General features: G+C 66.1%; 21 protein-coding genes. 6 read left to right on the top strand and 15 right to left on the bottom strand.

What is annotated here, in order from left to right; all coding sequences use genetic code 11:
• The 6 genes from ABD056_RS19695 to ABD056_RS19720 form a co-directional block, all read right to left on the bottom strand.
• Window positions 1-2,288, bottom strand: a 2,288-nt coding sequence (locus ABD056_RS19695; protein WP_343869540.1) for a hybrid sensor histidine kinase/response regulator, incomplete at its 3' end; no start/stop codon positions are given.
• A complete protein-coding gene (locus tag ABD056_RS19700) occupies window positions 2,285-3,610 on the bottom strand; it encodes an ABC transporter substrate-binding protein (RefSeq protein ID WP_343869542.1) in 1,326 nt (441 codons plus the stop codon). The genes ABD056_RS19695 and ABD056_RS19700, both read right to left, overlap by 4 nt.
• A 59-nt stretch (window positions 3,611-3,669) precedes the next feature.
• A complete protein-coding gene (locus ABD056_RS19705; RefSeq protein WP_343869544.1) occupies window positions 3,670-4,761 on the bottom strand; it encodes an NAD(P)/FAD-dependent oxidoreductase in 1,092 nt (363 codons plus the stop codon).
• An 11-nt stretch (window positions 4,762-4,772) separates the two neighbouring features.
• Entirely contained in the window at window positions 4,773-5,495 is a 723-nt protein-coding gene (locus ABD056_RS19710) for a methyltransferase domain-containing protein (protein WP_343869546.1), read from the bottom strand.
• Window positions 5,488-6,585 carry a type III polyketide synthase gene (locus ABD056_RS19715; RefSeq protein ID WP_343869548.1) on the bottom strand — a complete coding sequence of 366 codons (1,098 nt, stop codon included), beginning with the start codon at window positions 6,583-6,585 and terminating at the stop codon, window positions 5,488-5,490. Before ABD056_RS19715 ends, ABD056_RS19710 begins: the two co-directional genes overlap by 8 nt.
• 16 nt (window positions 6,586-6,601) lie before the next feature.
• On the bottom strand, window positions 6,602-7,006 hold the full coding sequence (locus ABD056_RS19720; RefSeq protein WP_343869550.1) for a four-helix bundle copper-binding protein: 405 nt from the start codon (window positions 7,004-7,006) through the stop codon (window positions 6,602-6,604).
• A gap of 150 nt (window positions 7,007-7,156) precedes the next feature.
• On the opposite strand from ABD056_RS19720, the gene ABD056_RS19725 reads away from it, so the two are divergent.
• Window positions 7,157-8,188, top strand: a complete 1,032-nt coding sequence (locus ABD056_RS19725) for a patatin-like phospholipase family protein (protein ID WP_343869551.1) — start codon at window positions 7,157-7,159, stop codon at window positions 8,186-8,188.
• Window positions 8,189-8,342: 154 nt separating this feature from the next.
• Window positions 8,343-9,755: a homospermidine synthase gene (locus ABD056_RS19730; RefSeq protein ID WP_343869553.1), complete on the top strand. Its 1,413-nt coding sequence runs from the start codon at window positions 8,343-8,345 to the stop codon at window positions 9,753-9,755.
• A 436-nt stretch (window positions 9,756-10,191) separates the two neighbouring features.
• Here ABD056_RS19730 and ABD056_RS19735 read toward each other — a convergent pair whose 3' ends face one another.
• From ABD056_RS19735 to ABD056_RS19770, 8 genes are all read right to left on the bottom strand, one after another.
• Window positions 10,192-11,502, bottom strand: a complete 1,311-nt coding sequence (locus tag ABD056_RS19735; protein WP_343869555.1) for a hypothetical protein — start codon at window positions 11,500-11,502, stop codon at window positions 10,192-10,194.
• Window positions 11,503-11,581: 79 nt separating this feature from the next.
• Window positions 11,582-12,967: a UvrD-helicase domain-containing protein gene (locus tag ABD056_RS19740; protein ID WP_343869557.1), complete on the bottom strand. Its 1,386-nt coding sequence runs from the start codon at window positions 12,965-12,967 to the stop codon at window positions 11,582-11,584.
• Window positions 12,888-13,556: a hypothetical protein gene (locus ABD056_RS19745; protein ID WP_343869559.1), complete on the bottom strand. Its 669-nt coding sequence runs from the start codon at window positions 13,554-13,556 to the stop codon at window positions 12,888-12,890. The genes ABD056_RS19740 and ABD056_RS19745 overlap by 80 nt, the downstream gene beginning before the upstream one ends.
• Window positions 13,557-13,560: 4 nt before the next feature.
• Entirely contained in the window at window positions 13,561-15,525 is a 1,965-nt protein-coding gene (locus tag ABD056_RS19750; protein ID WP_343869561.1) for an ATP-dependent nuclease, read from the bottom strand.
• 21 nt (window positions 15,526-15,546) lie between these two features.
• Window positions 15,547-16,563, bottom strand: a complete 1,017-nt coding sequence (locus ABD056_RS19755) for a nucleotidyl transferase AbiEii/AbiGii toxin family protein (RefSeq protein WP_343869563.1) — start codon at window positions 16,561-16,563, stop codon at window positions 15,547-15,549.
• Window positions 16,556-17,149 carry a DUF6088 family protein gene (locus tag ABD056_RS19760; RefSeq protein WP_343869564.1) on the bottom strand — a complete coding sequence of 198 codons (594 nt, stop codon included), beginning with the start codon at window positions 17,147-17,149 and terminating at the stop codon, window positions 16,556-16,558. The genes ABD056_RS19755 and ABD056_RS19760 overlap by 8 nt, the downstream gene beginning before the upstream one ends.
• A 63-nt stretch (window positions 17,150-17,212) precedes the next feature.
• The gene (locus tag ABD056_RS19765) at window positions 17,213-18,550 is read right to left on the bottom strand and encodes a hypothetical protein (RefSeq protein ID WP_343869567.1); all 1,338 of its coding nucleotides are present in this window, start codon (window positions 18,548-18,550) and stop codon (window positions 17,213-17,215) included.
• Entirely contained in the window at window positions 18,550-19,182 is a 633-nt protein-coding gene (locus ABD056_RS19770; RefSeq protein WP_343869569.1) for a hypothetical protein, read from the bottom strand. The genes ABD056_RS19765 and ABD056_RS19770 overlap by 1 nt, the downstream gene beginning before the upstream one ends.
• Before the next feature lie 94 nt (window positions 19,183-19,276).
• On the opposite strand from ABD056_RS19770, the gene ABD056_RS19775 reads away from it, so the two are divergent.
• The 4 genes from ABD056_RS19775 (at window position 19,277) to ABD056_RS19790 (ending at window position 24,280) form a co-directional block, all read left to right on the top strand.
• Complete coding sequence (locus tag ABD056_RS19775) at window positions 19,277-19,831, top strand: hypothetical protein (RefSeq protein ID WP_343869571.1); 555 nt, start codon at window positions 19,277-19,279, stop codon at window positions 19,829-19,831.
• Window positions 19,832-19,843: 12 nt separating this feature from the next.
• Window positions 19,844-20,812, top strand: a complete 969-nt coding sequence (locus ABD056_RS19780) for a hypothetical protein (RefSeq protein ID WP_343869573.1) — start codon at window positions 19,844-19,846, stop codon at window positions 20,810-20,812.
• Window positions 20,813-20,820: 8 nt separating this feature from the next.
• A complete protein-coding gene (locus ABD056_RS19785; protein ID WP_343869575.1) occupies window positions 20,821-22,200 on the top strand; it encodes a hypothetical protein in 1,380 nt (459 codons plus the stop codon).
• A 64-nt stretch (window positions 22,201-22,264) separates the two neighbouring features.
• Entirely contained in the window at window positions 22,265-24,280 is a 2,016-nt protein-coding gene (locus ABD056_RS19790) for a hypothetical protein (protein WP_343869577.1), read from the top strand.
• Window positions 24,281-24,685: 405 nt separating this feature from the next.
• On the opposite strand, the gene ABD056_RS19795 is transcribed toward ABD056_RS19790, so the two are convergent.
• On the bottom strand, window positions 24,686-25,195 hold the full coding sequence (locus ABD056_RS19795) for a hypothetical protein (RefSeq protein ID WP_343869579.1): 510 nt from the start codon (window positions 25,193-25,195) through the stop codon (window positions 24,686-24,688).
• Between the last annotated feature and the right edge of the window lie 57 nt (window positions 25,196-25,252).

The raw sequence follows: 25,252 nt of genomic DNA on the forward strand, positions 1-25,252 counted from the left end.
CGGGTGGCGGCGGCGGCGCAGGGGGCGCGGTCCTCAGGCATCAGGTTGGCGGTGGCGGCGATCACCGGCGGACCGCCGGCGGCGACCACGCGCCGCGCCACCTCCGTCCCCGCCATGTCCGGCAGGCGCAGGTCGCACAGCACCACATCGAAGCGCTGCCGGCCCACCGCCTCCAGGGCGGCGGCGCCGGTTTCCGCCGTGGCGACGCGATGGCCGTCGCGGGCCAGCAGGCCGCCCAGCACCTGCCGGTTCACCGGGTCGTCCTCCACCACCAGCACCGCCAGCAGCAGCAGGGGGACGGCCGTGGCCGCCGCCTCGCCCTCCGCCTCGCCGCCGGCCGGCACGCCGACCGCCGGCCGCACCGGCAGGTCGACGGTGAACAACGCCCCCTGCCCCGGCTCGCTGGTGCAGGCGATGGTGCCGCCCATGCCCTCCACCAGCCGGCGCGAGATGGCAAGGCCCAACCCGGCGCCGCCGTGGCGCACGCCGGCCTCCAGCTGGCTGAACGGCTGGAACAGGCGGTCGCGGCCGTGGGCAGGCAGGCCGGGGCCGGTATCGGCGACGGCGAAGTGCAGGCGGTCGGCCGCCGGTGCCGTCACCGTCAGCGACACCTCCCCCGCCGCCGTGAACTTCACCGCATTGCCGAGCAGGTTGAGCAGCACCTGCCGCAGCCGCGCCGGATCGCCCGACACCGCCGCCGGCACGTCGGCCGCGACGCTCACCCGCAGGTCCAGGCCCTTGGCCTCGGCGGTCGGCCGCAGCAGGGCTTCCAGCGCCTCCACCAGCGCCGCCGGGGCGAAGGCGCGATCGGCGAAGTCCAGCTTGCCGGCTTCGATGCGGGTGATGTCGAGCACGTCGTTCAGCAGGTCGGTCAGCGCCGCGCCCGAAACCTGGATGGTGTGCAGGCAGCGCGCCGCCTCGGGGTCCGCCGCGACGCGCGGGCGCAGCAGTTCCGCCATGCCGAGCATGCCGTTGAGCGGCGTGCGCAGCTCGTGGCTCATCATGGCCAGGAACTCGGTCTTGGCGCGGGTGGCGCTCTCCGCCTGTTCCTTGGCGCGGGTCAGTTCGGCCGTGCGCTCGTCCACCAGCCGCCGCAGGCCGGTCTGGTAGACGTGGATGCGCCGCGCCATGTCGTTGAAGGCGTGCGCCAGCGAGGTCAGTTCCCAGGCGCCGGTGTGCGGCTCCACTTCCTCCAGCACCCCCTGCGACAGCCGGCGGGTCGCCGTTTCCAGCTCGCGCACCGGCGAGGTGATGGCGCGCGCCATGAGGACGGAGACGGTGCCGATCAGCACCAGCACCACCGCCACCACGGCCAGACCGGTGAGCCGCAGGCGGTCGATGGGGGCCATGCGCTCGGCCACGTCCACCTTCACCACCAGCCCCCAGCGGAACGACGGCAGGTAGCGCCACGCCGCCAGCACCGCCTCGCCGCGGTAGTCCACCATCTCCCCCACCCCGCGGCTGCCGCCGAGGGCGAGGCGGAACGGCCGCCCGGCGGCATCCTCCGGCGCCAGCCGCAGGCTGCCGAGCGCCTCGGGGAAGCGCACCGGGCCGTAGAGGTCGATGCCGTCGCCGCGCGGCGCCATGCCGGCCACCAGCGTCTCGCCGGTGGAGCCGAGGGCGGAGTAGTCGCTGACGATGCGGAACAGGTCGGCCTTGTCGATCTGCAGCGCCACCACCCCGATCACCCGCCCGTCGCGCAGGATGGGGGCGGCGGAAAAGCTGGCGATGTCGCTCGACGGCGGATACCAGGTGAAGTCGGAAACGTGCGGCTCCAGCAGGGTGCGGGCGAGGTCGAAGACATTGGCGAGGGTGGTGTCGCGGTAATCGCCGGTGATCAGGCTGGTGCCGAGGTCGGCCTCGCGGATGGCGGTGAACACCACGGCGCCATCCGGGTCGATGAGGAACAGGTCATAGGCGCCGAGGCTTTCGCGCAGGTGGCGCAGCATGGGCTCGTACTGGGCCGCCGCCGCCCGCCAGCCGGGGCCGGAAACGCCGCCGGAGGGCGCATCGGCCCCGGCGGCGGCGAAGGCGGTCATGGCATCGGCGATGGCCGGCATGCTCGACAGCGCCACCACGTCGCGCAGGCGGTCGTTGGCGTAGGCCTCGATGCGGCCGACCTTGGCGTCGGCGACGGCGGCCAGCGACTGCTGGATCTCCGCCCGCAGCTGGCGTTCCGCCGACATGAAGTAGCTCCACCCCACCACCATCAGCGGCAGCAGGCCAAGCAGCACGAACATGGCGCCGATCTCGGCCGCCAGCGAGAAACGGACGCTGCCGCCGCTCATGTGCCGCCCTCCGCCTGCGGGCCGGGCGCCGCCCACTGGCCGCCCCAGCCGTCGTAGAGGCTTTCCAGAAACTCCTGCCACTCCGGCCGCGAGCGCAGGCCGGGGTACGGGATGGGCCGCACCGGCCGGCCGCTCGACCACACGATGTCGAAGTCGCCGTCGCCGCGCACCCGCCCGATCAGCACCGGCCGCCAGGTGTGCTGGGTGATGGGGTCGAGGTAGATGATGCCGCTCGGCGCCTTCAGCGACTGGCCGAGCAGGCGGGCGCGGTAGTCGCGGAACAGGTCGGACTCAGCCTCGGTCACCGCCTGCGCCCACAGGCGGACGCCGAAATAGGCCGCCTCCATGGGCGCCGTGGTGGTGGTACCGTCACCGTAACGCGGCCGGAAGCCGGAGCGGAAGGCGCGGTTCTCGGGCGTGTCGATGGTGCGGAAGTAGTTGCGGGCGGCATAATCGCCCTGCACCAGCGCCGGGCCGATGGCCTTCACCTCGGTCTCCGCCAGGCTGAAGGACATGACCGGGATGTCGGCCGGCGTGATGCCGGCATCGCGCAGGGCGTGATAGAAGGCGATGTTGCTGTCGCCGTTGATGGTGTTGAACACCACGTCCGGCCGCACCGCCTTGATGTCGGCGACGACGGCGGCAAAGTCGGTATCGCCGAGCGGGCGGTAGGCCTCGCCCACCACCGCGCCGTTCAGCGCCGCCACCTGCGCCCGCACGATGGCGCCGGCGGTGCGCGGGAACACGTAGTCGGAGCCGACGAGGTAGATGCGGCGCCCCAGGTTGTCCAGCGCCCACTTGGTCGCCGGGATGATCTGCTGGTTCGGCGCCGCGCCGGTGTAGACGATGTTGGGCGACTGCTCCAACCCCTCGTACTGCACCGGGTAGAACAGCACCTGGTCGTGCTTCTCGAACACCGGCTTCACGGTCTTGCGGCAGGCCGAGGTCCAGCAGCCGAAGATGGCGGAGACCTTGCGCTCGACGATCAGCGTCTCGGCGGCGCGGGCGAAGGTGTCCCAGTCGCTGGCGCCGTCCACCACGATGGCCTCCACCGGCCGCCCGAGCACACCGCCGGCGCGGTTCAGCTCGGCGATGGCGTGCAGGGTGGCATCGGCAACGGCGCGCTCGCTGACCGCCATGGTGCCGCTGAGGGAATGCATGACGCCGACCCGGATGGGCGCCTTGGCGCGGCTGCCGGCCTGGCCGAGGACGCTCGGGATGTTGACGGCGATGAAGATGCCGACCAGGGCCGCCACGATGGCGCCGGCATAATAGCGGTGGCGCGGCGCCAGAACGCGCCGGCCGGGGTCGTCGGGGATCATGGCAGCAGCGGTCCGCCCCAGTTGGCTCAGCCGCCGCCATGGTAGCAGGCGCCGCCGCCTCAGGCGAGGCGGGTGGAGCGGGCGAGAACCGTCAGCAGCCGGGGCGCCAGCGCCGCCGCCTGCACCGCCGCCGCCGTCACCGCCGCCTGCTCCAGCGCCCGCGACGCCCAGGCCGCCGGCCGCACCCGCCCGAAGGCCTCGGCGGCGGCGGCGTAGTAGGGGGCGGTGTCGGCCCCGTGGGCGAGGAAACAGTCGGCCGCCAGCCGCGCCGAGTGCAGCGCCAGGGCGATGCCCTCGCCGCAGAACGACGGCACCACCGCCACCTGATCGCCGATGCGGTAGAGCGGCCCGTCCGCATCCCCGGCAACCGCCTGGAAGCCGTAGGGCTGGCCCGCCACCGCCAGCGGCCGCTGCCACAGCGGCCGTGCCGCCCCCAGCCGGTCCCGCCACCGGGGCGAGGTGCGGGCGAGGTCGGCCATCAGCCGCGGCCACGAGGCGCCGAGCCGGCGCCAGCGGTCGGCGGTGACGAGCAGGCAGACGGTCGCCTGCCCCGCCCCCACCGGCTGATGGCCGGCATAGCCGCCATCGAACAGCAGCAGGTCGATGGCGCCGCCGTCGCGCCGCTCCCGCCGGTCGCCGCCGCCGTCGAGCCGCATCTTGAGGCCGACCAGACCGGGGTGGATGCCGGCCGGCCGGCGGTGGCTGCGCAGGTCGTGCTTGCCGGTGGCGAGGAAGACGGCGCCAGCGGTGACCCGGCTGCCGTCAGCCAGCACCGCCGCCCCCGGCTCCACCGCCCGCACGGTGACGCCGCGCCGCACCGTCACGCCCACCGCCCGCGCCCGCTCCAGCAGGCGTTCGTCCAGCACCCGGCGCGACAGGCCGAGGGCGGTGAAGGGCAGCCGCGCCTCCACCTCCTGGGTGCCGCGAATCAGCCGCAGCCGCCGGATCGGCGCCCCCAGCGGCGGCGCCACCGCCACCCCGAGCGCCGCCAGATGGGCCTGCGCCCCGGCCGACAGGAACTCGCCGCAGACGACGTCGTGGGCGGCCCGCGTCCGCTCCAGCAGCGTCACCCGCACCCCGGCGGAGGCGAGATGGATGGCGGCGGCGCTGCCGGCCGGACCGCCGCCGACCACCACAACGTCCGGGGGCACATCGGGCGCCGTCATCGCCGCCACCCGACGCCATAGCGGAAGGGAAACCGCCATTCCACCGTCAGCCGGCCCGGCGGCAGTTCCGCCTCGGCCAGCAGCCGGCGCCAGTCGTCGCGGGTGAAGGCGCGCGCCACCGACAGCGGCGCATCGTGGCGCACCATGCGGTTGACCGGCAGCAGCCGCGCCGCCGCCCGCACCGTGTGGTAGGACAGCGGGTGGCGGTGCAGGTCGTTGACGAACCAGCCGCAGCGGGCGCGACGGCTCATCCAGCGCAGGAAGCGGACGAGGTCGGGGTCCGGCAGGTGGTGGGTGAACAGGGCGCTGATGACCACGTCCACCGGCTCCTGCGGCTGCCAGCCGAACACGTCACCCACCTCCCAGCGGATCGGCAGGCCGGCCGGGGTCGCCCGCGCCGCCGCCTCCGCCGACCACGGGTTGAGATCGACGCCGATCAGCCGCACCGCCACCCCCCGGCGCCGCGCCCAGGCGGCGATGCGGCGCAGCATGTCGCCATAGCCGAAGCCGACGTCGAGCACCGTCAGCGGCGCTGCCGCCGCAGTCGCCCCCCGCTCGCGCACCAGCCGGTCGAGCCAGCGCAGGGTGGGGCGGTAGGCGCCGGTCCAGCGGTTGATGGCGGCCAGGTGGCGCAGGCATTCCTCGAACTCGGCGAAGGGCACCTGCTCGGTGTCCATCAGTTCCAGGGCCGTGGCGCGGGCGGCCAGGGCCTCAGCCATGGCCGGGCACCGTGCGGAAGGCCATGCATTCGGCGGTGAGGCCGGGGCCGAAGGCCATGGCGAGGCCGTCGGCGGCATCCTCCCGGCCCTCCGCCTCCGCGTCCGCCTCTGCCTCCGCCATCAGCCGCTGCAGCACGAACATGACGGTGGGCGACGACATGTTGCCGTAGTCGCGCAGCACCGCCCGCGATGCCGCCAGCGCCTCCGCCGGCAGGTCGAGGCCGCGCTCCACCGCATCCAGCACCGACCGGCCGCCGGGATGCACCGCCCACAGCCGCACCTCCTGCGGGAAGCGGCGGCGCAGGTCGTCCATCACCGCCGGCAGGCCGCGGCCGATCACCGTCGGCACCTCGCCCGACAGCACCATGTCGAAGCCGCCGTCGCCGATGCGCCAGGTGATGTGGCTGTCGCTGTCGGGCACCACGGCGGCATGGAAGCCGGTGATCTCCAGCCCCTGCGGCCGGGCGGTGATGAGCGAGGCGGCACAGCCGTCGGCGAACAGCAGGAACGACAGCAGGGCCTCCAGGTCGTCGGTTTCCTGCATGTGCAGGGTGCACAGTTCTATGTTGACCAGCAGCACCTGCGCCTGCGGCTCTGACCGCACGATGTGGTGCGCCGTCTTCAGGCCGTTGATGGCGGCGTAGCAGCCCATGAAGCCGATCACCGTCCGCTCCACATCGCCCGGCAGGCCGAGGCGCTGCATCAGGTCGATGTCGATGCCCGGGGCGTGGAAGCCGGTGCAGGTGGTGACGATGATGTGGGTCGGGCGCTCGTCGGGGCCGAGGGCCAGCCGCTCGACGGCGGCGGCGGCCAGGGCCGGGGCGTGGTCCTCCCACAGCGCCATGCGGGCCTTGGTGGCGGGGAAGGCGCCGCGCGGAAAGCGACCGCCGGCCTCCAGTTCACGGTCGTCGGCATGGGGCTCCAGCACCGAATGGCGGCGTTCGATGCCCGACCGCTCCGCCATGCGCTCGAACAGGCGGCGGGCGCGGGGGTCGGTGATCAGCTGCGGCGCGAAGCGGCGGAACTTGCCGTGGACTTCGTGCGGCGGCACCGCCGTGGCGATGCGGTTGACGTAGGCGCTGCGCCCCATGGCGACTCCTTTCCGGTTACGGCGTTATGGAGGCGGCTGCCTCGCGGCAGGCGGCCTCGCAGCGGCGGCAGGCCTCGCTGCACACGGCGCAATGCTCGTGGTGGCCGGCATGACGGCCGCATTCCTCGCCGCAGCGGCGGCAGGCCTCGGCGCAGGTTTCCAGCATCAGGCGCAGGACCGCCTCGTTGGAGCCGGCGCGGCGGCCGGCCAGGGCGGCGGCGGCGGCGCAGACGTCGGCGCAGTCGAGGTTGAGGCGGATGCACTGGCGCAGGTCCGCCACCATGTCCTCGGCCAGGCAGGCGTCGGCGCAGACCGTGCAGGTCAGGGCGCAGGACGCCATCTCCTCCAGGGCGCGGGCGAGGGCGGCGTTGACGTTGCCGTTCACGTCGGGGTGGGTGGCGATCATCCGGGTGACGTCCATGGGTCGTCTCCTCTGGCTGGGGTGCGGCGGAAGATCCCTTGCCGTGCCAACGCCTGCCCGCTGCGGCGGTTCGGCGGCAACGCCGACGGCCCGCCCCGCGTCTTCCGGCGGGGCAGGTGCCCCGCCCCGCGACAGACCCGGCGAGAGACGATGACCGACACCAGCCCTTCCGACCGCTCCGTCGCCTTCGTGCTCGGCGGCGGCAATGCCCTCGGCGCCTTCCAGGCCGGCGCCTGCTGCGGGCTGCTGCGCGGCGGCGTGAACCCCGACCGCATCGTCGGCTCCTCCATCGGGGCGGTGAACGGCGCCCTCATCGCCGGCAACCCGCCGGACCGGCGCATCGCCGCGCTGGAGGAGTTCTGGGCCCAGGCGACGCTGCCGCTGTGGGCCGGCGCCGCCTCGCGGGCGGCGGGGCAGGCGCTGTCAATGCTGGCCGGCAACCCGGCGGTCTACGTGCCGACCATCCCCGGCATGATCGCCGCCCCCATGGGCACCGTCGGCCTCTACGACCTGACGCCGCTGCGCCGCAGCCTCGCCCGGCTGGTGGACTTCGGGCGCCTGAACGACGGCGGCATCCGCTTCACCGCCGTGGCCGTCGACCTGGAAACCGGCGGTGAGGTGCTGTTCGACACCGCCCGCGCCCCCGTCACCGCCGAGCACATCGCCGCCAGCTGCGCCATGGTGCCCGAGTTCAAGCCGGTGGAGATCGACGGCCGCACCCTCGGCGACGGCGGCCTGACCTCCAACCTGCCGCTCGACGTGCTGCTGCGGGAGCCGGAGATCGCCGGCTGGTGCGTCACCATCGACCCGTTCAGCGCCCACGGCCACCCGTTCCACAGCATCACCGAGGCCATCGTGCGGCGGCAGGAGATCCTGTTCGCCAACCACGCCCGCCACCTGCGCGACGCCGCCGACCGCGAGGAGGCCCTGCGCGCCGCCCTGCGCGACGTGCTTGCCCTGCTGCCGGCCAAGGCCGCCTCCGCCGCCGCCGCCAGGCGGGCCCGCGGGCTGGCGCAGGGGCCGCGGCTGGAGCGCATCGACATCGCCTGGCACTCCGGCGCCGAGAGCGGGGCGCGGCTCTACGACTACTCCGCCGACGCCCTGGAAACCCGCTGGACCGCCGGCGTGGCGGCGGCGGCGGTGGTGCTGGGGCGGCTGCGGCCGGAAAGCGCGGGCGGCTGACCGGCGTCGGCACGTGTTACCGATTTAAGACATCGCCCACGCCGATCTTGCACCCCCCTGCGCGATCCCGTATTCGAGAGCGCACCGCCCGCCCCAGGCGCGGGCCGTCCCTCCGCCGCATTCGGCGGGCGCCACCGTTCGACAGGGGGATCGCATGAAGCACGTCACGTTTCCCGGCCGTCTGGTCATCCTCGGCTTCGGCTCCATCGGTCAGGGCGTCCTGCCCCTGATCCTGCGCCATGTCGACATGGACCCCGGCCGCATCACCATCGTGACGGCGGAGGAACGCGGCCGCGACGTGGCCAGCGCCAACGACATCCGTTTCGTGATCGAGCCGGTCACCCGCGACAATTATCGTGCGGTGCTGGAGCCGCTGCTGGCGGCCGGCGACTTCCTGCTCAACCTGTCGGTGGACGTGTCGTCCGTGGCGCTGATGGAGCTGTGCCGCGAGCGCGGCGCCCTCTACCTCGACACCTGCATCGAGCCCTGGGCCGGCGGCTATACCGACACGTCGCTGACGCCGTCGCAGCGGTCCAACTACGCCCTGCGCGAAAGCGCGCTGACCCAGCGCCGCAACGGCCACGGCCCCGGCTCGCCCACCGCCGTCATCACCCACGGCGCCAATCCGGGCCTCGTGACCCACTTCGTCAAGCAGGCGCTGCTCGACATCGCCCGCGACACCGGCCGCCCGGTGGAGGCGCCCGCCGACCGGGCCGGCTGGGGGGCGCTGATGCGCGACCTGGGCGTCAAGGTGGTCCACATCGCCGAACGCGACACCCAGGCCAGTCACGTCCACAAGAAGGTGGGCGAGTTCGTCAACACCTGGTCCATCGACGGCTTCGTCGGCGAGGGCTGCCAGCCGGCCGAACTGGGCTGGGGCACCCACGAGAAGGCCCTGCCGGCCGACGGCCGCCGCCACGACTTCGGCTGCGATGCGGCGATCTACCTCATGCGTCCCGGCGCCTCCACCCGCGTGCGCACCTGGACCCCCAAGGAAGGCCCGTTCCACGGCTTCCTCATCACCCACAACGAAGCCATCTCCATCGCCGACTTCTTCACCGTGCGCGACGGCGCGGCGGTGACCTTCCGGCCGACCGTCCACTACGCCTATCACCCCTGCGACGACGCCGTGATCAGCGTGCATGAACTGGCCGGCAAGAACTGGCACATGCAGGACAGCAAGCGGCTGATGATGGAAGAGATCGTCGCCGGCACCGACGAGCTGGGCGTGCTGCTCATGGGCCACGCCAAGGGCATCTACTGGTACGGCTCGCGCCTGTCGATCCGCCAGGCGCGCACCCTGGCGCCCTACAACAACGCCACCTCGCTGCAGGTCTGCGTGGCGGTGCTGGGCGGCCTCGTGTGGGCGCTGGAGAACCCGGCGCGCGGCGTGGTGGAGCCGGAGGAACTGGACTTCCGCCGCATCCTCGACATCGCCGAGCCCTACCTTGGCGAGGTCGCCGGCACCTATGGCGACTGGACCCCGCTGCAGGACCGCGGCGTCCTCTTCCCCGAGGACGTGGACACCGACGACCCCTGGCAGTTCAAGAACTTCCGGGTGGTCTGACGACACCGTCGGGGCGGCCGCCAGGGATCATCGCGGAACCCGGCGGCATCGCCAGCCGTCCCCTTTTCAAGCTTACGACGAGGGTTCGATTCCCTTCACCCGCTCCAAGCTTTTTCAAAGGCTTACAGAGATCTCTTGAGGAGTTCCCGCGTTCTTACGGAAAAATCACGGAAAAAACGGCACCACGCATGCGTGGACGGGGCTAGACGTCTGCGCTACCGAACTAGCCCGTTTACACTGGCTGGGGATCGGAGCAGCATTCGAAAACGGACGCCCGCACCGGCAGCCCAAAGGGCCCGTTAGGCGGCCACGCCTCCCCTGTCCACGTAACGCCTGATCCGGTGCGCGCCAGATGATTAACAGTGTCGGGGCTGCCGGCTAGGGAGCCAGATTTCCGCATTACCCATGCTTGCCGCTACACCGAACATCGCCTGCACTATCGAAGTGGCGCGATGGCGGGATCAATGTCGTTGAAACGGATTTCGACCCAGTCGTCATTGTCATTCTCGTCGGTCTTGATGATCTCGATCGACGTTGGCAGGCGGCCCGCCAGCAGATTGCGCATGATGATCGCCTGCACCCGGTTCGGCTCCTGAGGGAACTTGCGTGCCGCCTCGACATTCTTGGCACCGTTGTCTTGAAGCGTCCGCAGCCCCGCGAAAATCTCTGTAAACTCGCGCAGGCCGATCCGCACCTTGGACTCAGACATCTCATACCCTCCATGATGGCCGAGGTGATAGTCGTCTTCCTGCGCCCGAAGGGCGGCATTGACCGGCATCATCGCAGGCTTGGGGAAATACTCGACCATCGCGCGGAACAAGTTGGCCAAGGCTGGGCCGGCGTCGCACCTGTTCCGCACATGGAGGCTAGCATCGTTTAGGCGCATCGGCGGCGCGATATTACCCCAGCCGCCTCCTGTCTCGCGAACGCTTAGCAGCAGGACGAAATCGACCGAGGCGAATTGCCGGAAGAACTCGGCGATGATCTGCCCGCTCGACACCGCGTCCCAACTCGCCGGACAGCCTGAGAGCGCGGCGCAGTCGCCATCCCCAACAATCACTCCGATGAGCCCATCTGCGCCTCGGAGCTGATCGGCCTTGTCCTTGAGCGCATAATAGAGGGGATTACGATCCTTGATCTTGGGTACGTCATAGGCCGCGAAGCTGCCCGAGCTATACGGCGACTTTGCCGGATCGATCGTAACATCGACACCGATATCGCCGTCATCGATGGCGAGACGGAGCACCTGCCTTCCTGCGTCCATCTGCTCGCGCAGCTGCGGGATGATCGTCCGGTGGACGAATTCATGCAATTTTCTGCGCGGCGGCAGCATCAGCACCGTGCGCGTGCCTCGATTCGTGTGATCGTGTCTGGCCCTGACAGCCAGATGGAGACCGCCGATCGGGAGATTGAGTTTCCTTTTGGCCTTTTCGATCAGATCGCTCAACTCATGATAGGGATTGGCGTTATCGAGCCCTTCGTCAGAAACCGTAGTCACATCGGCGGTGAACCGCAGGGCCCCTTGCGAAAAACCGACATCGGGCCGTCGCCCGGAGGCCAGTGCCACCTCGTTGCGGAGGGTGCCACATTTCGACAAGCCATGCAGGACGACCACCTCCCACATCGCTGCCAGACGGTCCTTGCCGGGCCGGTTGAGACGCCCAGCGAGTTTATCGACTGCCTCTCCATTGAGCACTTCGCGGAGCTCGTTGAGCCGCCTCTGGAGCGCCCGTCGCGGGTAGATCATGCCGGTTCCCCCCCCCCTCCTGTCGCGTGACGGGCGGCCGATTCGCCGGATGACAGCACGTGGATCTGTCGCTGGAAGTTTAGAGCACAGGCTGCGGGACCAAATCGATGATTTTCCACCCCTGGTCCGTAGCAGGTCCTACCAGCTGCGTCGCTTCGGATTTCCGTAGCGCGAGCCCAAGCAGCTCCCGCGGCCTGGTCACGCCCACGAAGACATTTGTCGCGGCGGTGAGTTCCACCCCTTTAAATGGCTGGTCGGTAACGCCAAAAGCACGGGGAAGCACCGTAGTTAGGTCGATGCAGTGCTCACTTCCCTTCCATATCTGGCTCTCGACGACGAGAATTCCGTCTACAGTTTTACCCTTTACCGAATGGATCGATCCCAGTCGCAATTTGAGCTCGCCAAACTGCACCTGCTTCGTGGAGCGGCGTTCGAGGTCGGCAAGATCGGCCTTTTGTTCGGCGACGAAGCTGCAGAGATCCGCGATCTCCGCATCAGCACCCTGCGGACAAGGACTGAAGAGCGGCAGCAATTGTTTCAAGAACGTCAGCCATGCCGCCTCGTCCCACACCGCGTCGCCAGCAAGGACATTGTCCCGGAGCAATCGGCGAATTGCCCGCGGCAAGGCCAAGTCACGATGCGCTAGAGCCGCCCAGATATTGTGCGCAGTAATCGGTCGATCATTAGCGGCTTTCCAGCCGTGGGCGCGCGCCAAGCCGGAAATTCCGACGGCGAGCATCTCGCCGACCTCTGCGGGAGGGCGCCCGGCAGCATGGTGTATTGCAGCCTTTTGAAGCTGCCGGCAAAGGAGGTTGGTCTTCCCGCGAGACCCGCCTTCGCTGGGATATGCGGGATGATAATCGACCAAGCTCTTCGGCTGCCAAGCCCCCTTCTTGCCAGGCAGATTGTGGCGCGATGCGACCGCCCAAACGTCGCGTGCGTCGCAGTCGTCACCCCACAGCGCGCGAGCTTCTTCGGCAAAGGCTCCGAGAACCCTGCCGATCGTACCCTCGTCGAACAGCAACAGCACCCGCGTCGCGGGCCGTATGCCCAAGCCCACAATGGTCTGAGCCTGACGTGTTGTCAGCCGGCTTGCAATGCCCGCGATCTCCGCGCCGAACCTGCGGCTCGTATCAAGAGGGATGCAACCCGGACCCGGCGTCCAATAGGCCGGGGCAGCTCCATCGTCCTCGTAGAGGGTTTGATTGCTGTCCCCGAGGCGTTGGAAAGCGGCCCCGTCCTGCTTGAAAACGTGCTCCAGCAGCCGGAGCTGTTCGCCATGGGTGTCCTGCGCCTCATCAAGAATGATGAGCGGGAAGCGATCGCGAAGCCGCTCGACAAGAGCCGGGTTTTCACTGAGAGCGCGCCACGCGAGCGCGGTCATGTCAGCGTATCGATAGAGCCCGCTTTTGACTATGGAGGCCTTGAGCTGGGCCAATGCTTTCCCCGCAAGGCGTATCGGCACCGTGCTGCCCCTTACGCCGGCGCACTGCCAACGATGAAGGGGATATCGCGTCATCAGTGAAGGCAGGATCGAGATCCAGGTGAGCTATCCAATCCTCGAGCCGTCGCTTCAGCTTGAGTTTCGGATTCTTGGCCAAACTATCGAGTACGCCCCAGCTTGGATAACGTCGCAGCACCTCGGCCGCGAAAGCGTCGTCATCAATTTGGCGCACGCTCCAACCCAAGCCCCGGAGATAGGGAAAGGCAAGATATTGGTTGATGAAAGCCGTGACCGTGCCGATGAAATGGGGATAGGACATCAGCCGCGCCGCAGTCGGATGACGGGCGATCAAGTCTTCGACCTCCGTCCGTGCGGCATTGGTATGCGAGATCACGCAGACGCCCCGCCTGCGGGTCAGCCAGTTACGCGAAAGCAGCGCGAGCTTCGCCGCCAGCAGCGTCGTCTTGCCATTGCCAGGCGCCGCCTGGACGTCACATGGGATAGCCTTCGCCAGGAAGTCGGTCTGGCTCGGGTCGGTGAAATCGCAGCCGCCCAGTTCGTCGCCAAGTTCGGCAAGCAATTCGGGCGTGAGCGGCAGGATCTCGAACATGACGCTACGCCTCCACCGCCGCCGCGCCTTCCATCCCGGCGACCCCGATCTCTTCGTCTTCCGCATCCGCCTCATAATCAGGAGCAATCGCCGGTGCCCCAGGGACGTAGCCGCCCGTCACGTAGTCGATCGCGCGCACCAGATAAGGAGGGAGCCAGACTCGCATCTGCTCCGGCGTATCGGTGCGTTCGCGCAGTATGGCAGCGAGTTGCTCGGCGACCTCGGCCTTGGAGGCCTCTTTGTCGTGGACCGGCTGGTAAATTTTGACGGCAATCTCCGTGGCAGAGTGCCCTGCCTTTTTCCAGCCTGCATAGGTGTCGCTGGCCTTCTTCACGATCTTCGCTAGCCGCTCGGGCTTACGACTGCTGGTCTTGGCGAGTTGGACCGCTTGGTGAACGCTCTCGGCAAGCTCGGGCCGGAGCGCGAGATCGAATTCCAGCGTCCAGCTATCGGCGATGAAAGCGTCGACGGGGTCTCCGGCGTCGCGCCGCAGCGTATTCAGCCGCGCTGCGATCTCGTTCTGGGTCAACTCGTTTTCGGTCTTGCGGGCACCGACGAGGTTTTTCGCTTCGGGCGGCGGAATGTCCCTGTCGGGGATCAGTGCCACTGGCACCGGGATCGCGTTCCCGGCCTTACGCTGCAGAATCCGGCTGTAGCGGAACAGACCGCGGTGGCCGACATTGACGATCGACACGCCGTGGCGGCTGAGTGGACGGCCGAGCTTCTCAGCGATTGCTGGCAGCAACAGGTGCTCGCCGTCGCCCTCGACGACAATTAGCGCACGGGCGAAGAAAAGGTTGGCCTTGGTCGCGTCGAGGAACCGACGAAGGAATTCATAATCGTCAGCTTCGAGCCGGGTATGGGCCTCGCCCAGGGGAAAGGCCCGGTGACCGACGATCATCGTCATGGCCTCAAGCTCGGCGCCAGCGGCGAGTTGGGGGCTATGGGTGGTGAGCAGGACCTGGACTTGCTGATGAGTCTCGTCCTTGCCGGCGTCGGGCTTGGCGGCTCGGGCCGCAAGCACCTCCATGAAGAGCGTCTGGTGCTGCGGATGCAGATGCGCTTCCGGCTCTTCGATCAGCAGAAACGGCACTTGATCGGGATGCGACTGAAGCAACAACAGCTCGGCCGCCATGAACAGTAGGTTGTTGTAGCCTAAACCGCGCTGTACGCGCTCGGTGCCGACCTTGGCATTAAGATAGAGCTCGAACCGTTCCAGGATCTGATCGAACGACCCGCCAGCGCCGAGATCCAGCGTCGCAACGAGGCGATCATCCACGAACGATAGCTTGTCGAGAAAACCGGTATTCACGCTACTAGAGACACTCTGTACGGCAGCGTTACCGCGGACCGCTGCGTCAGCGGCGGCAAGCGTGTCGTGAAGCGTATCGTTGGCACCGGGAGCGGCTGGCTTGCTCTGGGGCCCCATCGTGGGCATCGCGCCGAGAATGCGCGACAGACGTGATCGACGCCCCGCCCGCATCTCCCGCTCAGCGTCCCGAAGAGGCTTGAGGTAGGTGGCCTTCAAATACTCACGCAGTTCCCCGTCGAGGGGCAAGCCTTCGCCTTCGGCGCCAGCGCGGTGCTGGCTGGAAATGATGCTGCCGCCGCCAGGCGAAATCCGCCGCGCCCCCCGCATGCAGACGTGCAAACGAAGCTTGCCCTTTTCGTTGGTGCACCATTCTAGAAACCTGGCTTCTTCATCCACGCTGAGGTCGTCGAAAGTGCACCGCACGATAAAGTCACACCCCCGTGTGCCATGGGCGTCGACGTGGAAGTCGTGTTCGTCCGGGCGGAGATAGTCGTCGCCGCGTGTCCAGACGACGTATCGGGCAGCGTCGATGATCGCGCTCTTTCCGGCGTCGTTTGGCCCCACCAGAATATTGAGACCGGGTGAGAGTTTCAGCTGCAGAGGAGCGGTAGGCTCGAAGCACCGGAAGCCGCTCGCGTAGATTTCGGAAATGTACATAGGCCCCCCCAGCCCCTTTTCTTATCCTGCCGCGCTGTTGGCGCGCGCGGCAATGTCTGTGCAGCGTTCCATGAGCGCGTCGAAAGGCTCAGCTTCCTCCAGGAGGAGCCCGTCGTCGACCATCCGCGCATAATCTTCTGCGAGAGCTTTTGCGCCGTCGCCGTCTGGGACGAGTTGCAAGCCACCGTTCACGGCCGCTGCATAGTCGATCACCGATCGGTCGGCGGCCTTCTCGGCAAAAAACATTGCCTTGTGACGGGCCACAGCATCGGCCAAGTCGCGATCTGCGACAGCGGTGGCCGCAAAGCCGGCTTCATCGAGACGCGCTACGTCATGCCAATGCCGCGCGAAACGGTCACCCCGAAGTCGTTCTTGCAAGCAGAAGACATGGATGGCGGTCGCCTTCTCCCAAAAGGTCCGCTCGGCATGCATGACCCGCGGCCGTGCGAATGGAAAGACTACGCCATCCACTTGGCCGGCCGCATCGCAGGTGACATCGCGCAGGCTTGCCGGCTCTCCCGTCGACCGCGCGCCGAATTCAAGCATGACGCTCGGGGCGACATAGCCTGAGCCCGCCGTCGTAGCCTCATAGTCGATGAAGAGCTTCTCGCCATCGACCCGGATCACCGCCGATAGGGACTGACCCACCAGCGCTTCGGCGATTACGGGCTGAACAGCCCCCGCCACCCAGTGGGGAAGGCGCTCGCGCACTGCGCTCGTCCACCGCTTTTCCTCGCTTCGTGTATTTGGCAGTGCTGCGCCATTGTCTCCGACGAGGTCTGGCGCGAGCGCGCGAATGTCATAGGTCAGGTCCACGTCCTCGGAAAACCGCCGGATGACGCCATAGGCCTTCGAGAGCGAGGTGCCGCCTTTGAACACGAGATGTTCACCCAAGGGCGAGCCGTAGAGCGTGGCTAGTGCCCACACCACCCACGCATCCTTCTCGAGAAGGTGCGCTGGACGGCCCAGGCGGTCGGCGGCGACGCTCAGCGCTTCCCGGCGATCTTCGGCGGAGAGGAGGAGGAACGCGTCAGCCATGCGCGACTTTCCCCACGCTGCGCGCGAGCCAGGTCGGAAGTTGAGGAGCCGCTGCCACCAGCTCATTAAACGTGGCGGGCGGAAGCTTTCGCTTCAGAGTCTGGAGGGCGCGCTCGGCCTTCTCCGGTCCGAGCCAGGCAAGGGCTCGCACCGCCTGTCCCGCCGGCCGATGGGCCATGGCGAGCTGCCAGCGAGGAGCGTGGCGAAGCTCGACGACCTGCTTGCCTATGCTCATCTTCCGGGTGCGCCCCGACGTCAGATAAACCGACCGGATCGGCACCTGCGTCGTAAGGCCGAGGCTGTTGGCAGCGGCCGCGCCACTCGAGACGATAACCTCGCCGCGCTGAGCGGCGAGCGCCTCGACCGCCTGCTCCACCGATGGCGCTCTGGTGCCGAACCGGCTCGTGACCGGCAGCAAATAAACGCCACGTCCGGCCCGGATCAGTTGCCCTCTCTCAACCAAGCGCGACAAGGCCTGATCCACCGCGGCGCGAGTGCCAAGGTGAAGCAAGCCCTTAGCCGCAACTGGCGTGCCCTCCGGTAGCCGCGTTGCATGCTCAAGAATCTGTTCGGTCAAACGCTGCATGGCCATTCTCCTGTCAGAAATATATGCGGTTTTCTGACACTTTTCAACCCGGGACCCCCCCGGCTAGATGATTGGCACGCCCTTATCGAGGAGGTCATCGAGAAAGACCTCGCGGGACGAAATGGGGCCAGCCTGGGTGGCGAGGATCAGCGCTCCCACCACCTCCCGAGCCAGCGAGCGGGCCATCACCCGCTCCTTCGTCGAGATGGCTGTCATCGCGCGGCCATGCAGGAAGGCGCTTCGCACGTCGAAAAGCTGCTCATACTGATCAGCGTAGCGGCGATCGCCGAGAAGCCCGGCGACGCGCGCTCGCATCCTTTTCGTGGGACTCATTCCCTTGTGGCGATCGGGCGCCACCCGGAAGTTCTTCTGATAGTCGGCGCGCAGGCCCAGCGCAGCTTCGATTGCGGTGACATGCGCAAGGAATTCGTCGACGCCGTCCGCCAGGAACGCGCGGACCAGGAAGTGAGTGATCGGCGTGTCGAACAGAACCGATTGCTTCGCCTGCTCGACGATCGCCCAACGTCCGTGGTCCCATCCCGGCAACTCGGTTGCGACGTCGTCGTCCAGGCACAGCTCGACCGGCCACTCCTCCTCAATAGTCCCGCCGTAGCCGTCGTCGTAGATTCGAGGTGCCCAGCTCAGCGTATCCGGGGATGGTGGCGTGTTGAGGCGGACGAAGATATCGCTGTCGACGGTGTAGACCCACGGGACGCGGAAGCCGCGCCAATCGACCTCCGCCATCGTCGACCAGCTTTCCCACGGCGCCAGCAGCAGGAAGAACAGCGCATCCTCGACCGCGCCGGGAAACCGTCCCTTATGGGGTTCGATTTGCCCCAGGTCCTGGCTCAGGTCCATGAAGAGCACCGGGACGGCGCGCGCCTCTGGTTCCTGGTCGAGCGCCACCGTCTCCTCGACCACCAGCCAGTGGAACTCGGAGAATCGCTCAGCGTCAAAATCCTGCCGCGGATAGAGCCGCTTCAGCCTGGTCTCGTCGACGAGGATCCGCAGTTCCTCAGCGGTCAGCCGACCCACCTTCGGGGGGCCGAACGCGATTGATGGCAGGCCAGCCGCAAGATCGAGCGGCACAAGGTGGAGGCGTTTGGCGCTGGTCGCCCGCATCGCGGCATCGAGGCCCTTTGCCGCCTCCTCGAAGGGCAGGCCCAGATGGGCCGTCTCCTTCCGCAGGCTGCAAGGAAGGCCGAGAGCCCGCAAAGCAGCCGACAGGGCAAAGCCCGGCCTCATCTTGCCGGCGGTCGGATAGCCCTCGCGGCAGGCTTGACACAGTCGCTCGAAGGCTGGATGCACGAGGATGTTCTCGGGTCCCGGCGGATGCAGCCGCCACAGTTCCGACATCGCGGATATCATCGCGCCGCTGGGACCGGTCGCCGCCTCGCTCATCAGGGGATCCTTTCCGCCGCTAGTTCGCCAGCCGCCTGCGGTTTTACTTCCATGACCTCGCCGTAGCTGCCGACAAGCGCGATCTCAATGCCGGCCACCGCGCAACGGGGTGCTAGCCGCTCAGCCAGACGCAGAGTGCTCTCGGTCAGCGGGACCACGGCAATCTGACGGCCCTGCGACGGTGTCGCCATCAGCAGCCCGATCGTCTCGCATAGGCCGCGATAGAGTCGTGAGACCTGCCCCGCATGCCGCGTGTTGATGATGCCGCCCTTGCACTCGGCCGAAATGACGCAATTGCCGACTTCGGCGACCACATCGCCTAACCCCGGCTTGGGGTGGACGGTGATCGTCTGCCCGGCGGAGTTTCGGTAGACCCCGCCGTACGACGTACTGCCGAGGCTGGAAAACTTCGTGAACTCGCGTCGACCTAGCCACGCTGCAAAATCGAACTGCTTTCCGTGTTCACCATCGGGATGGATGCGGACGTCCCGGGCGCCTTGCGTGCGGAGCAGGTGCATCGCGTAGGCGAGCATGACTGCGCCCTCGTAGAGGTGACGTTCGTGCGGACCGTCCGATTTTCCGGCCCAGTTCGGCGGCGGCGCCAAAGCCGTCACGAGATCTTCGAAATCCAACGCAGCCTCCCCGACAGAATCAGCGGACGCCCTTCGTCCGCCATTGACATAAGCTTATAACCGTCCATATTTGCCCGGTAAAGGAGGGACGCTCATGTTGACCTACAACCCCGGCAAATTTGCCTCGCTCTATGACTCCGAGCTGGGCCAGCGCATCTGGAGCTTTCTCACGCAGGCCGACAGCGTCGCCCGCCTAGAAACCGCGTCGGAACTGAGCAAGCCCGCCGTCGAAGGTATCGAGGAGCAGCTCCTCGCCGAATTCCGCGAGGACGTCCTCGCCGATCGCGTCAAGCAGATGGTCGGCCACATGGTCCGGCAGATCCTGGAGCAGCGTGATTGGGTGCTCGACCAGACCGACGTGAAGGTTCATTCCGTGCCCTTCAGCAAGGCGGCGCGCTACCGCCGGCCCGACTGGTTCACCTTCCACGCCTTCCGCAACACCAGCGATCCGCGCGACGTCGTCATTACCGACCGGCGGCAAAACCCGAAGCTTCCCGCCGGCTCGCGATGGACCTTCTATGCGACCTTCGCCAGCCCGCTGAAGGCAGCCGTCGCTTTTGGAGTCCACGACATCAAGCAGCTCCGCCAGCAGGTCCATTCCCGCGGTTATCACCGTGTGCAGGTGCCGCGGATGCTGCGCAGGGCATGAGGCGAACCGATCATGAGCGACCTTTTCGACGTAGACGGCGCCAATCTCGATCTTGCCTTCGAGAACCTGAAGGCGGCCAAGTTTCCAATTGAGCAAGAGCTTCGGGCCCTGCTGCAGGGGATGTGGTCGCGCTACGAGCCCTATGCCGATCCAGATTTCCGTCAGGGCTTCGCGCGTGACGTCGACGGGCGCTTCTGGGAAATGTATCTGGGCTGCACCCTGCTCGAGGCCGGGCGGACATTGCTGCCCGTCATCGAACGTCAACGCGACGGCGGACAGCCGGACCTGTGTGTTGTCGAAGATGGTCGCCGAATCTGGATCGAGGCCATCACACCGGACGAAGGCGCGCCTGGTCCTGACCAGATCGTTCGTCCCGCGCCGATCAACGAGGGCGGCGGCCCCGTTGCCGCGCCAATCCGCCAGGCGCAGCTTCGGACCTCCGGGGCGTTCTGGACGAAGACGCAGAAGATTCGCCGCTACATCGCCCAGGGCGTGATCGCGCCGGAAGACACCCGCATCATCGCGATCAGCGCCAGCCGCTTCGGCGTCTATCTCGCCGAACAGCCGTTGCCTCTCATCATGACAACGCTGTTCCCGATTGGTGACGTCTTCATCACCATTGACCGTGACAGCGGCGATATCCTTGAAGAAGGCTTCCATGCCGCGCCCTTTATCCACCGCGAGCGTCATCCTATTCCGCGCACGGCCTTCATCGACGAGGGCTTCGCCGATATCTCGGGCGTCATCTGGTCACGGGTCGGCCTCGGCAACCACTTGCGTCAAGTCCGACCGATCACCTATGTCCATAATCCCCTGGCGCAGGTTCCACTGCCCACGAACTGGGGCGTCTGGGACCGCGAGTTCGTGACGACCCGGCAGGGCGACGGATGGGAAGCCAACGACATCCTCGCCAGACAACCGCAGCGGAGGCGTCGTGACTATGGGGTCGCATGGGCGCACCTGCCACCTGCAGGGTCATGAGGCCGGCCATGGCCCCAACCGGTGAGCCACGACTGCTCACGCCGATCAGCCAGCGCCAGTTCGAGGTCTATGCCCTGTCACTCGAACGCGGACCCAATTTCGACCCCGCTCAGATATTCTGCGCCTATCAGGCTGGTCGCGGCAGTACGAGCGGCTGCATCCTTTTTGATCCGGAGCAAGGGACCTTTTCCAGCCTCGCCTTGCGCCGACGCGTCGATCACCGCTGGGTCAATGTCGATGAAAGCGGTCCTTATTCCACCCCCGAGGCCACACTCAACAGCCTCAGTATTGGCATGCGCGCTGGCGATCCGCCAGAATCGTTGCCGCCAGGCGCCAAGCGCCGGCCGCTCTTGCTGAAAGCGGGGCCGCGTGGGACATCCCCTGAATTTGATCTGCTGACAACCACGATCAGCCATCTGCCGGCGCTCATGGCGATCGGCGAATGCTATCTCGCCCTTCCCAATCCCGACGCCAATTTCGTCTCAGACTTTCAGACCAGCAACTTCGCCTCGCGACTTTTCGAACTCTACCTGCTTGCCTGCTTCCGCGAGCAGGGCCTGAGAGTTCAACAAGACCATGTCTCGCCCGACTTCCTGATCGAGAAGGATGGCGACGTGTGTTGGATCGAGGCGGTGACCGCGAACTCCGAGACTCCACGCGCCGGTGGGATCGGTGACTGGGTGCATGCGCCGGAGGACCGCAACGAACGCCTGATGGGAGGTCCGGCCGCGCGCTTCGCCAAGACGCTGCGGGGCAAGCTCCAGCGAAACTACCATGAACTGGACCATGTGAAGGGTCATTCCTTCGCCCTCGCGCTGGCAGATTTCCACGAGTCCGGTTCAATGGTCTGGAGCCGCGAGGCGCTGCCCACCTACCTCTACGGGCTGCGCGCCGATATCGAAGGAGAAGGCGCGGGGCGCCGCGCGCTCGGGACGCCGATTACTAACCTGACCGGCAAGCACGGAATCCCGGTGGGGCTCTTTCGCGATCCGAACTTCGCCCATCTGTCAGCGGTCATCTTCAGCAATGCGGCGACCCTCGCCAAGTTCAACCGGATGGGCTTTCTTGCAGGCTGGCGCCCACCCGGGCTGACTATGATCCGGCGCGGCATCCTCTTCGACCGAACCCCGGGGGCGCTGGAGCCGATCGATTTCGAGTTGTCGGTCTCCAGCGACGAATACAAGGCACTCTGGCCGTGGGGTGAAGTCTGGTGCCAGGAGCTGGAAGTGTTCCATAATCCGCTGGCCACCCACCCCATCCCGTTCGATCTCATCCCAGGCGCGACCCATTGGTTCGAGCGGGAGGGCGACATTGAGTGCAGGACCATCTGGGCGAATACCGTGCTTTCATCAATGACCTTGACCAAGTGCGCTACCGATTCACCATAATATCTCATTGACAATGCCTACAAAATGTGTCGCGTATCGAAGCGTATTTATTGAGGTTTTTAATATGATCGAACGCAATACCCGTTTCGCCGCGGCGGTTAGCAAGCTGAAGCCGCCAAGTTCAACATTATTTGATATAAATGAGTGGGAGCATGTCTTTGCGGATGGGCATGCCACAGCCGCCGACCAGCTACTCCTTGATGCGGCGCGCTGGATAGGCGCGGAGGTCACTGCAACGACAGTCGCGTTTCCCAGCCCGATATCGTCTTCACTCAGTCCCGAGTGGAGCACGATACTTGCAATATCTGCGCTCAACCGTCACTACCTAGCTGTGGCCAAAGTAGCCAAAGAAGGCGCAATGGCTGGGCTTGAAGGCGGCACGCTTGGATTCGACACCGTCACCGCGCAGCACATTCCTACCGCTTGGGGTCAGGAAGCCTCCGCTGCCGACCTTATCGGCGCAGCAATTGAAGCCGCAGAAAGCTGGCTGTTTGATGCTGCGCGTTCCACGGGAACTGCCGGCCATGATATGGCCGACCTTGCCCCAACAGCAGCGCAAGCGATAACAGTCTACTCCAAACGCAAGATGTTAAATGAACTATGGAATCGTTGCTGGCACGAGGGCTGGCAGGTTCAAGTTGACGAAAAGGGGCGATATTGCTGGTGGCCAATCGATGAAAGTTCGGAACGAACTAAATTCGCTTGGCGCCGCTGCTTTGAAGATAAGCTGATAAATTGGCCCAGTCTGCTCTCATGGCGGCACCTAACTCCCTCTCAACGCCGCCGACTTGCTCGCAAGCGTTCTGTCGTAGCTATTGGTGACGGTAGAATAAAAACGCGGCATATACCATATCTGTCTAAGAACATGCCCGCGTACGTCTACGAGAAATATATGCTGCAGGGCAGCTACGTTTCAGACTTCATGAACAGCCCATTTCCAGTAGCACCGCACATCTCAGTCGATTTATTATTGGAGGCTTGGCATGTTGTTCTTGATATCGCCAATTTGCTCTTGCCGGCGCCGCCGCATTCCACCTCCTCCCTCAGTCCAGATGAGGCGAGAAGGCTGGCATTATCTATTAATCGTGCCACCGTCGAGCGCGCCATTTCTAGAGCATTGCACGTATCTCCAGAATTGTCTCGCGAGATTGCAATGTTTCTAACCTTCACGTCACAAACTGGTGGTAAGAGAAAGGTGAAAGGAAATAAAGGTCTATGGGCTGCTCCGCTTATAGACGTGCCTGGGACGGACGATGTGTTACTAGCTTTGCCGGTGCTCACTACCAGCATTACTCAGAGGCGCGCGGAAGCATGGCTTGAGAAGGGAGGCATTAATGACGATAACCCTGCGGCTGCGCGGGGTGATCGGTACGAAGTCATCTACCGCTCCAAAATTACCCGCGCGCTCGCCGAGAATGGCACATTCACCACCGCAAGCTGCGCCCCCAGCGGTGTTGCCGCCACCGCCTCCTTCGACGAGCAGGTTGATTTAGTTGTGGCATTCGGCGGGCTCTGCCTAGTTGGGGAGGTCAAGTTTTTCCTAATGCCTCTGGCCCCCCATGAAACTAAGAGGTTCGAGAACAAACTGAGGAGGGCGGCATTGCAAGTAAAACGCAAATCAGACGCACTTCGCGAGCGGCCCGACGTGATTGCAGGCGCACTTGGTATCGAACACACAGCCGCCTCAGCGTTGACCCTGCTGCCGATCATCATCACCAACCAACATTACGGGTGCTCTACGAGTGTTGAAGGCGTATTGGTTGTTGAGGCGGACCTATTGCTTAATTATCTACGATCTGGAAGTGCCCATAATAATATTTTTGCGCTCTGCCGCAACAACGTAGCGATTGATCGTGAATGTGAGGAGCTCTATGCGACTGAGAAAGAAGCAGCGGAAAAATTTGAGAATCACATGTCCGCGCCATACATGCTTACTCGGATTCTCAACCGGGTCGGCTGGAGGGAATCTTATATTCCAACTTTAGCGCATGGTGTCACGATATCGGCAACACCGGTGCTTGAAGACTTGTCCGGGTACGAGCGGATCCGGGCGGTGATGTTGAGGGAAAAGCTGTCTTGAAAACGGTCACGGGGCACGCCGTGCCCCTTCCGCCCCTTTGCAGCAGCCCGCGTCCATATATTGTCCTCGACAGGCTTGTCGGGTCAGCGGATGAAAGGACCCGCGCAGCGCGGTTCGTTGAGCGGCTAAACGCGCAGTATTAATGGCGATGCTCTTAAGCCGGTTACCGCAGCATAACGTCATGCATCTGACGCGCCTTTGAATTCCGTTCCACCGAAATTGCGCATTGCTCAAGTTTGCCGGTGCCGCGAGGGGAGCCCGAGGTGAACGCCTTCATTAGGTTCGGCGGCGTAGGCCGCTGACGTCCGGCACTGAGGGCGCTAAGGATCATGACCGGCCGCGTTTATTAGCGCCGCCTTCGACCAGTCCTCAGAATGTCAAGGCAACGCTTCAATGCATGCTCATCTACAGCCACGTCCCAGGGACGCCGTCCTTGCAGCATTGGATGGGCCGTATGAAGCCATAGATTTGCTCGCTCGGATGCAAGAGCCTTCCCACCTCCTTACCAAGGCGACCGCGGCAATCGGCGGCGAGTCGCTGCTTTGCCCGGATCGTGTCCAACCGGCGACACTCCGCCGCCAGAGCCCGCATGATCTGCTCCACTTGGCCCGGCAGGACGCCTTCAATCTCAGCCAATGCCTGGCCGCTCAGGCATTGCAGCGGTTCGGCCATGAACCGGTTAGCCTCCTCGTCGCCAAGGTATTCGTAAGCCAGGGCGATGGACTGTTCGCGCAGGCGGACGGCCTCCTCCCGAGCCTGCTCTTCCGCTGCCTTTCGCGCCTCCTCCCTCCGGCGCCGAACCTCTGCCTCCTCCCGCTCTCGCTCCGCCTCAAGGACCGCCCTTCGCCGTTCCCGAAACCGCTCCAAGGGCAACCCCATCAGATCCTCTTCAAGCACCCCTTCGCCTTGAACCATGCCCCTTGTATGTCTTGCCCAGCGTCGGCAGTAAGCTGCGCGAGGCTGGTGAAGGGA

The organism is Caenispirillum bisanense (assembly GCF_039523075.1).
GTDB classification, from domain to species: domain Bacteria; phylum Pseudomonadota; class Alphaproteobacteria; order Rhodospirillales; family Rhodospirillaceae; genus Caenispirillum; species Caenispirillum bisanense.

Excerpts from the sequence above, each read along its gene's own strand:
- ABD056_RS19775 (WP_343869571.1), top strand. The coding sequence starts at position 19,277 with ATGTTGACCTACAACCCCGGCAAATTTGCCTCGCTCTATGACTCCGAG.
- ABD056_RS19730 (WP_343869553.1), top strand. The coding sequence starts at position 8,343 with ATGAAGCACGTCACGTTTCCCGGCCGTCTGGTCATCCTCGGCTTCGGC.
- ABD056_RS19735 (WP_343869555.1), bottom strand. The coding sequence starts at position 11,502 with ATGATCTACCCGCGACGGGCGCTCCAGAGGCGGCTCAACGAGCTCCGC.
- ABD056_RS19755 (WP_343869563.1), bottom strand. The coding sequence starts at position 16,563 with ATGGCTGACGCGTTCCTCCTCCTCTCCGCCGAAGATCGCCGGGAAGCG.
- ABD056_RS19700 (WP_343869542.1), bottom strand. The coding sequence starts at position 3,610 with ATGATCCCCGACGACCCCGGCCGGCGCGTTCTGGCGCCGCGCCACCGC.
- ABD056_RS19710 (WP_343869546.1), bottom strand. The coding sequence starts at position 5,495 with ATGGCTGAGGCCCTGGCCGCCCGCGCCACGGCCCTGGAACTGATGGAC.
- ABD056_RS19795 (WP_343869579.1), bottom strand. The coding sequence starts at position 25,195 with ATGGTTCAAGGCGAAGGGGTGCTTGAAGAGGATCTGATGGGGTTGCCC.
- ABD056_RS19720 (WP_343869550.1), bottom strand. The coding sequence starts at position 7,006 with ATGGACGTCACCCGGATGATCGCCACCCACCCCGACGTGAACGGCAAC.
- ABD056_RS19750 (WP_343869561.1), bottom strand. The coding sequence starts at position 15,525 with ATGTACATTTCCGAAATCTACGCGAGCGGCTTCCGGTGCTTCGAGCCT.
- ABD056_RS19785 (WP_343869575.1), top strand. The coding sequence starts at position 20,821 with ATGGCCCCAACCGGTGAGCCACGACTGCTCACGCCGATCAGCCAGCGC.
- ABD056_RS19765 (WP_343869567.1), bottom strand. The coding sequence starts at position 18,550 with ATGAGCGAGGCGGCGACCGGTCCCAGCGGCGCGATGATATCCGCGATG.
- ABD056_RS19760 (WP_343869564.1), bottom strand. The coding sequence starts at position 17,149 with ATGCAGCGTTTGACCGAACAGATTCTTGAGCATGCAACGCGGCTACCG.
- ABD056_RS19780 (WP_343869573.1), top strand. The coding sequence starts at position 19,844 with ATGAGCGACCTTTTCGACGTAGACGGCGCCAATCTCGATCTTGCCTTC.
- ABD056_RS19715 (WP_343869548.1), bottom strand. The coding sequence starts at position 6,585 with ATGGGGCGCAGCGCCTACGTCAACCGCATCGCCACGGCGGTGCCGCCG.
- ABD056_RS19725 (WP_343869551.1), top strand. The coding sequence starts at position 7,157 with ATGACCGACACCAGCCCTTCCGACCGCTCCGTCGCCTTCGTGCTCGGC.
- ABD056_RS19790 (WP_343869577.1), top strand. The coding sequence starts at position 22,265 with ATGATCGAACGCAATACCCGTTTCGCCGCGGCGGTTAGCAAGCTGAAG.
- ABD056_RS19745 (WP_343869559.1), bottom strand. The coding sequence starts at position 13,556 with ATGTTCGAGATCCTGCCGCTCACGCCCGAATTGCTTGCCGAACTTGGC.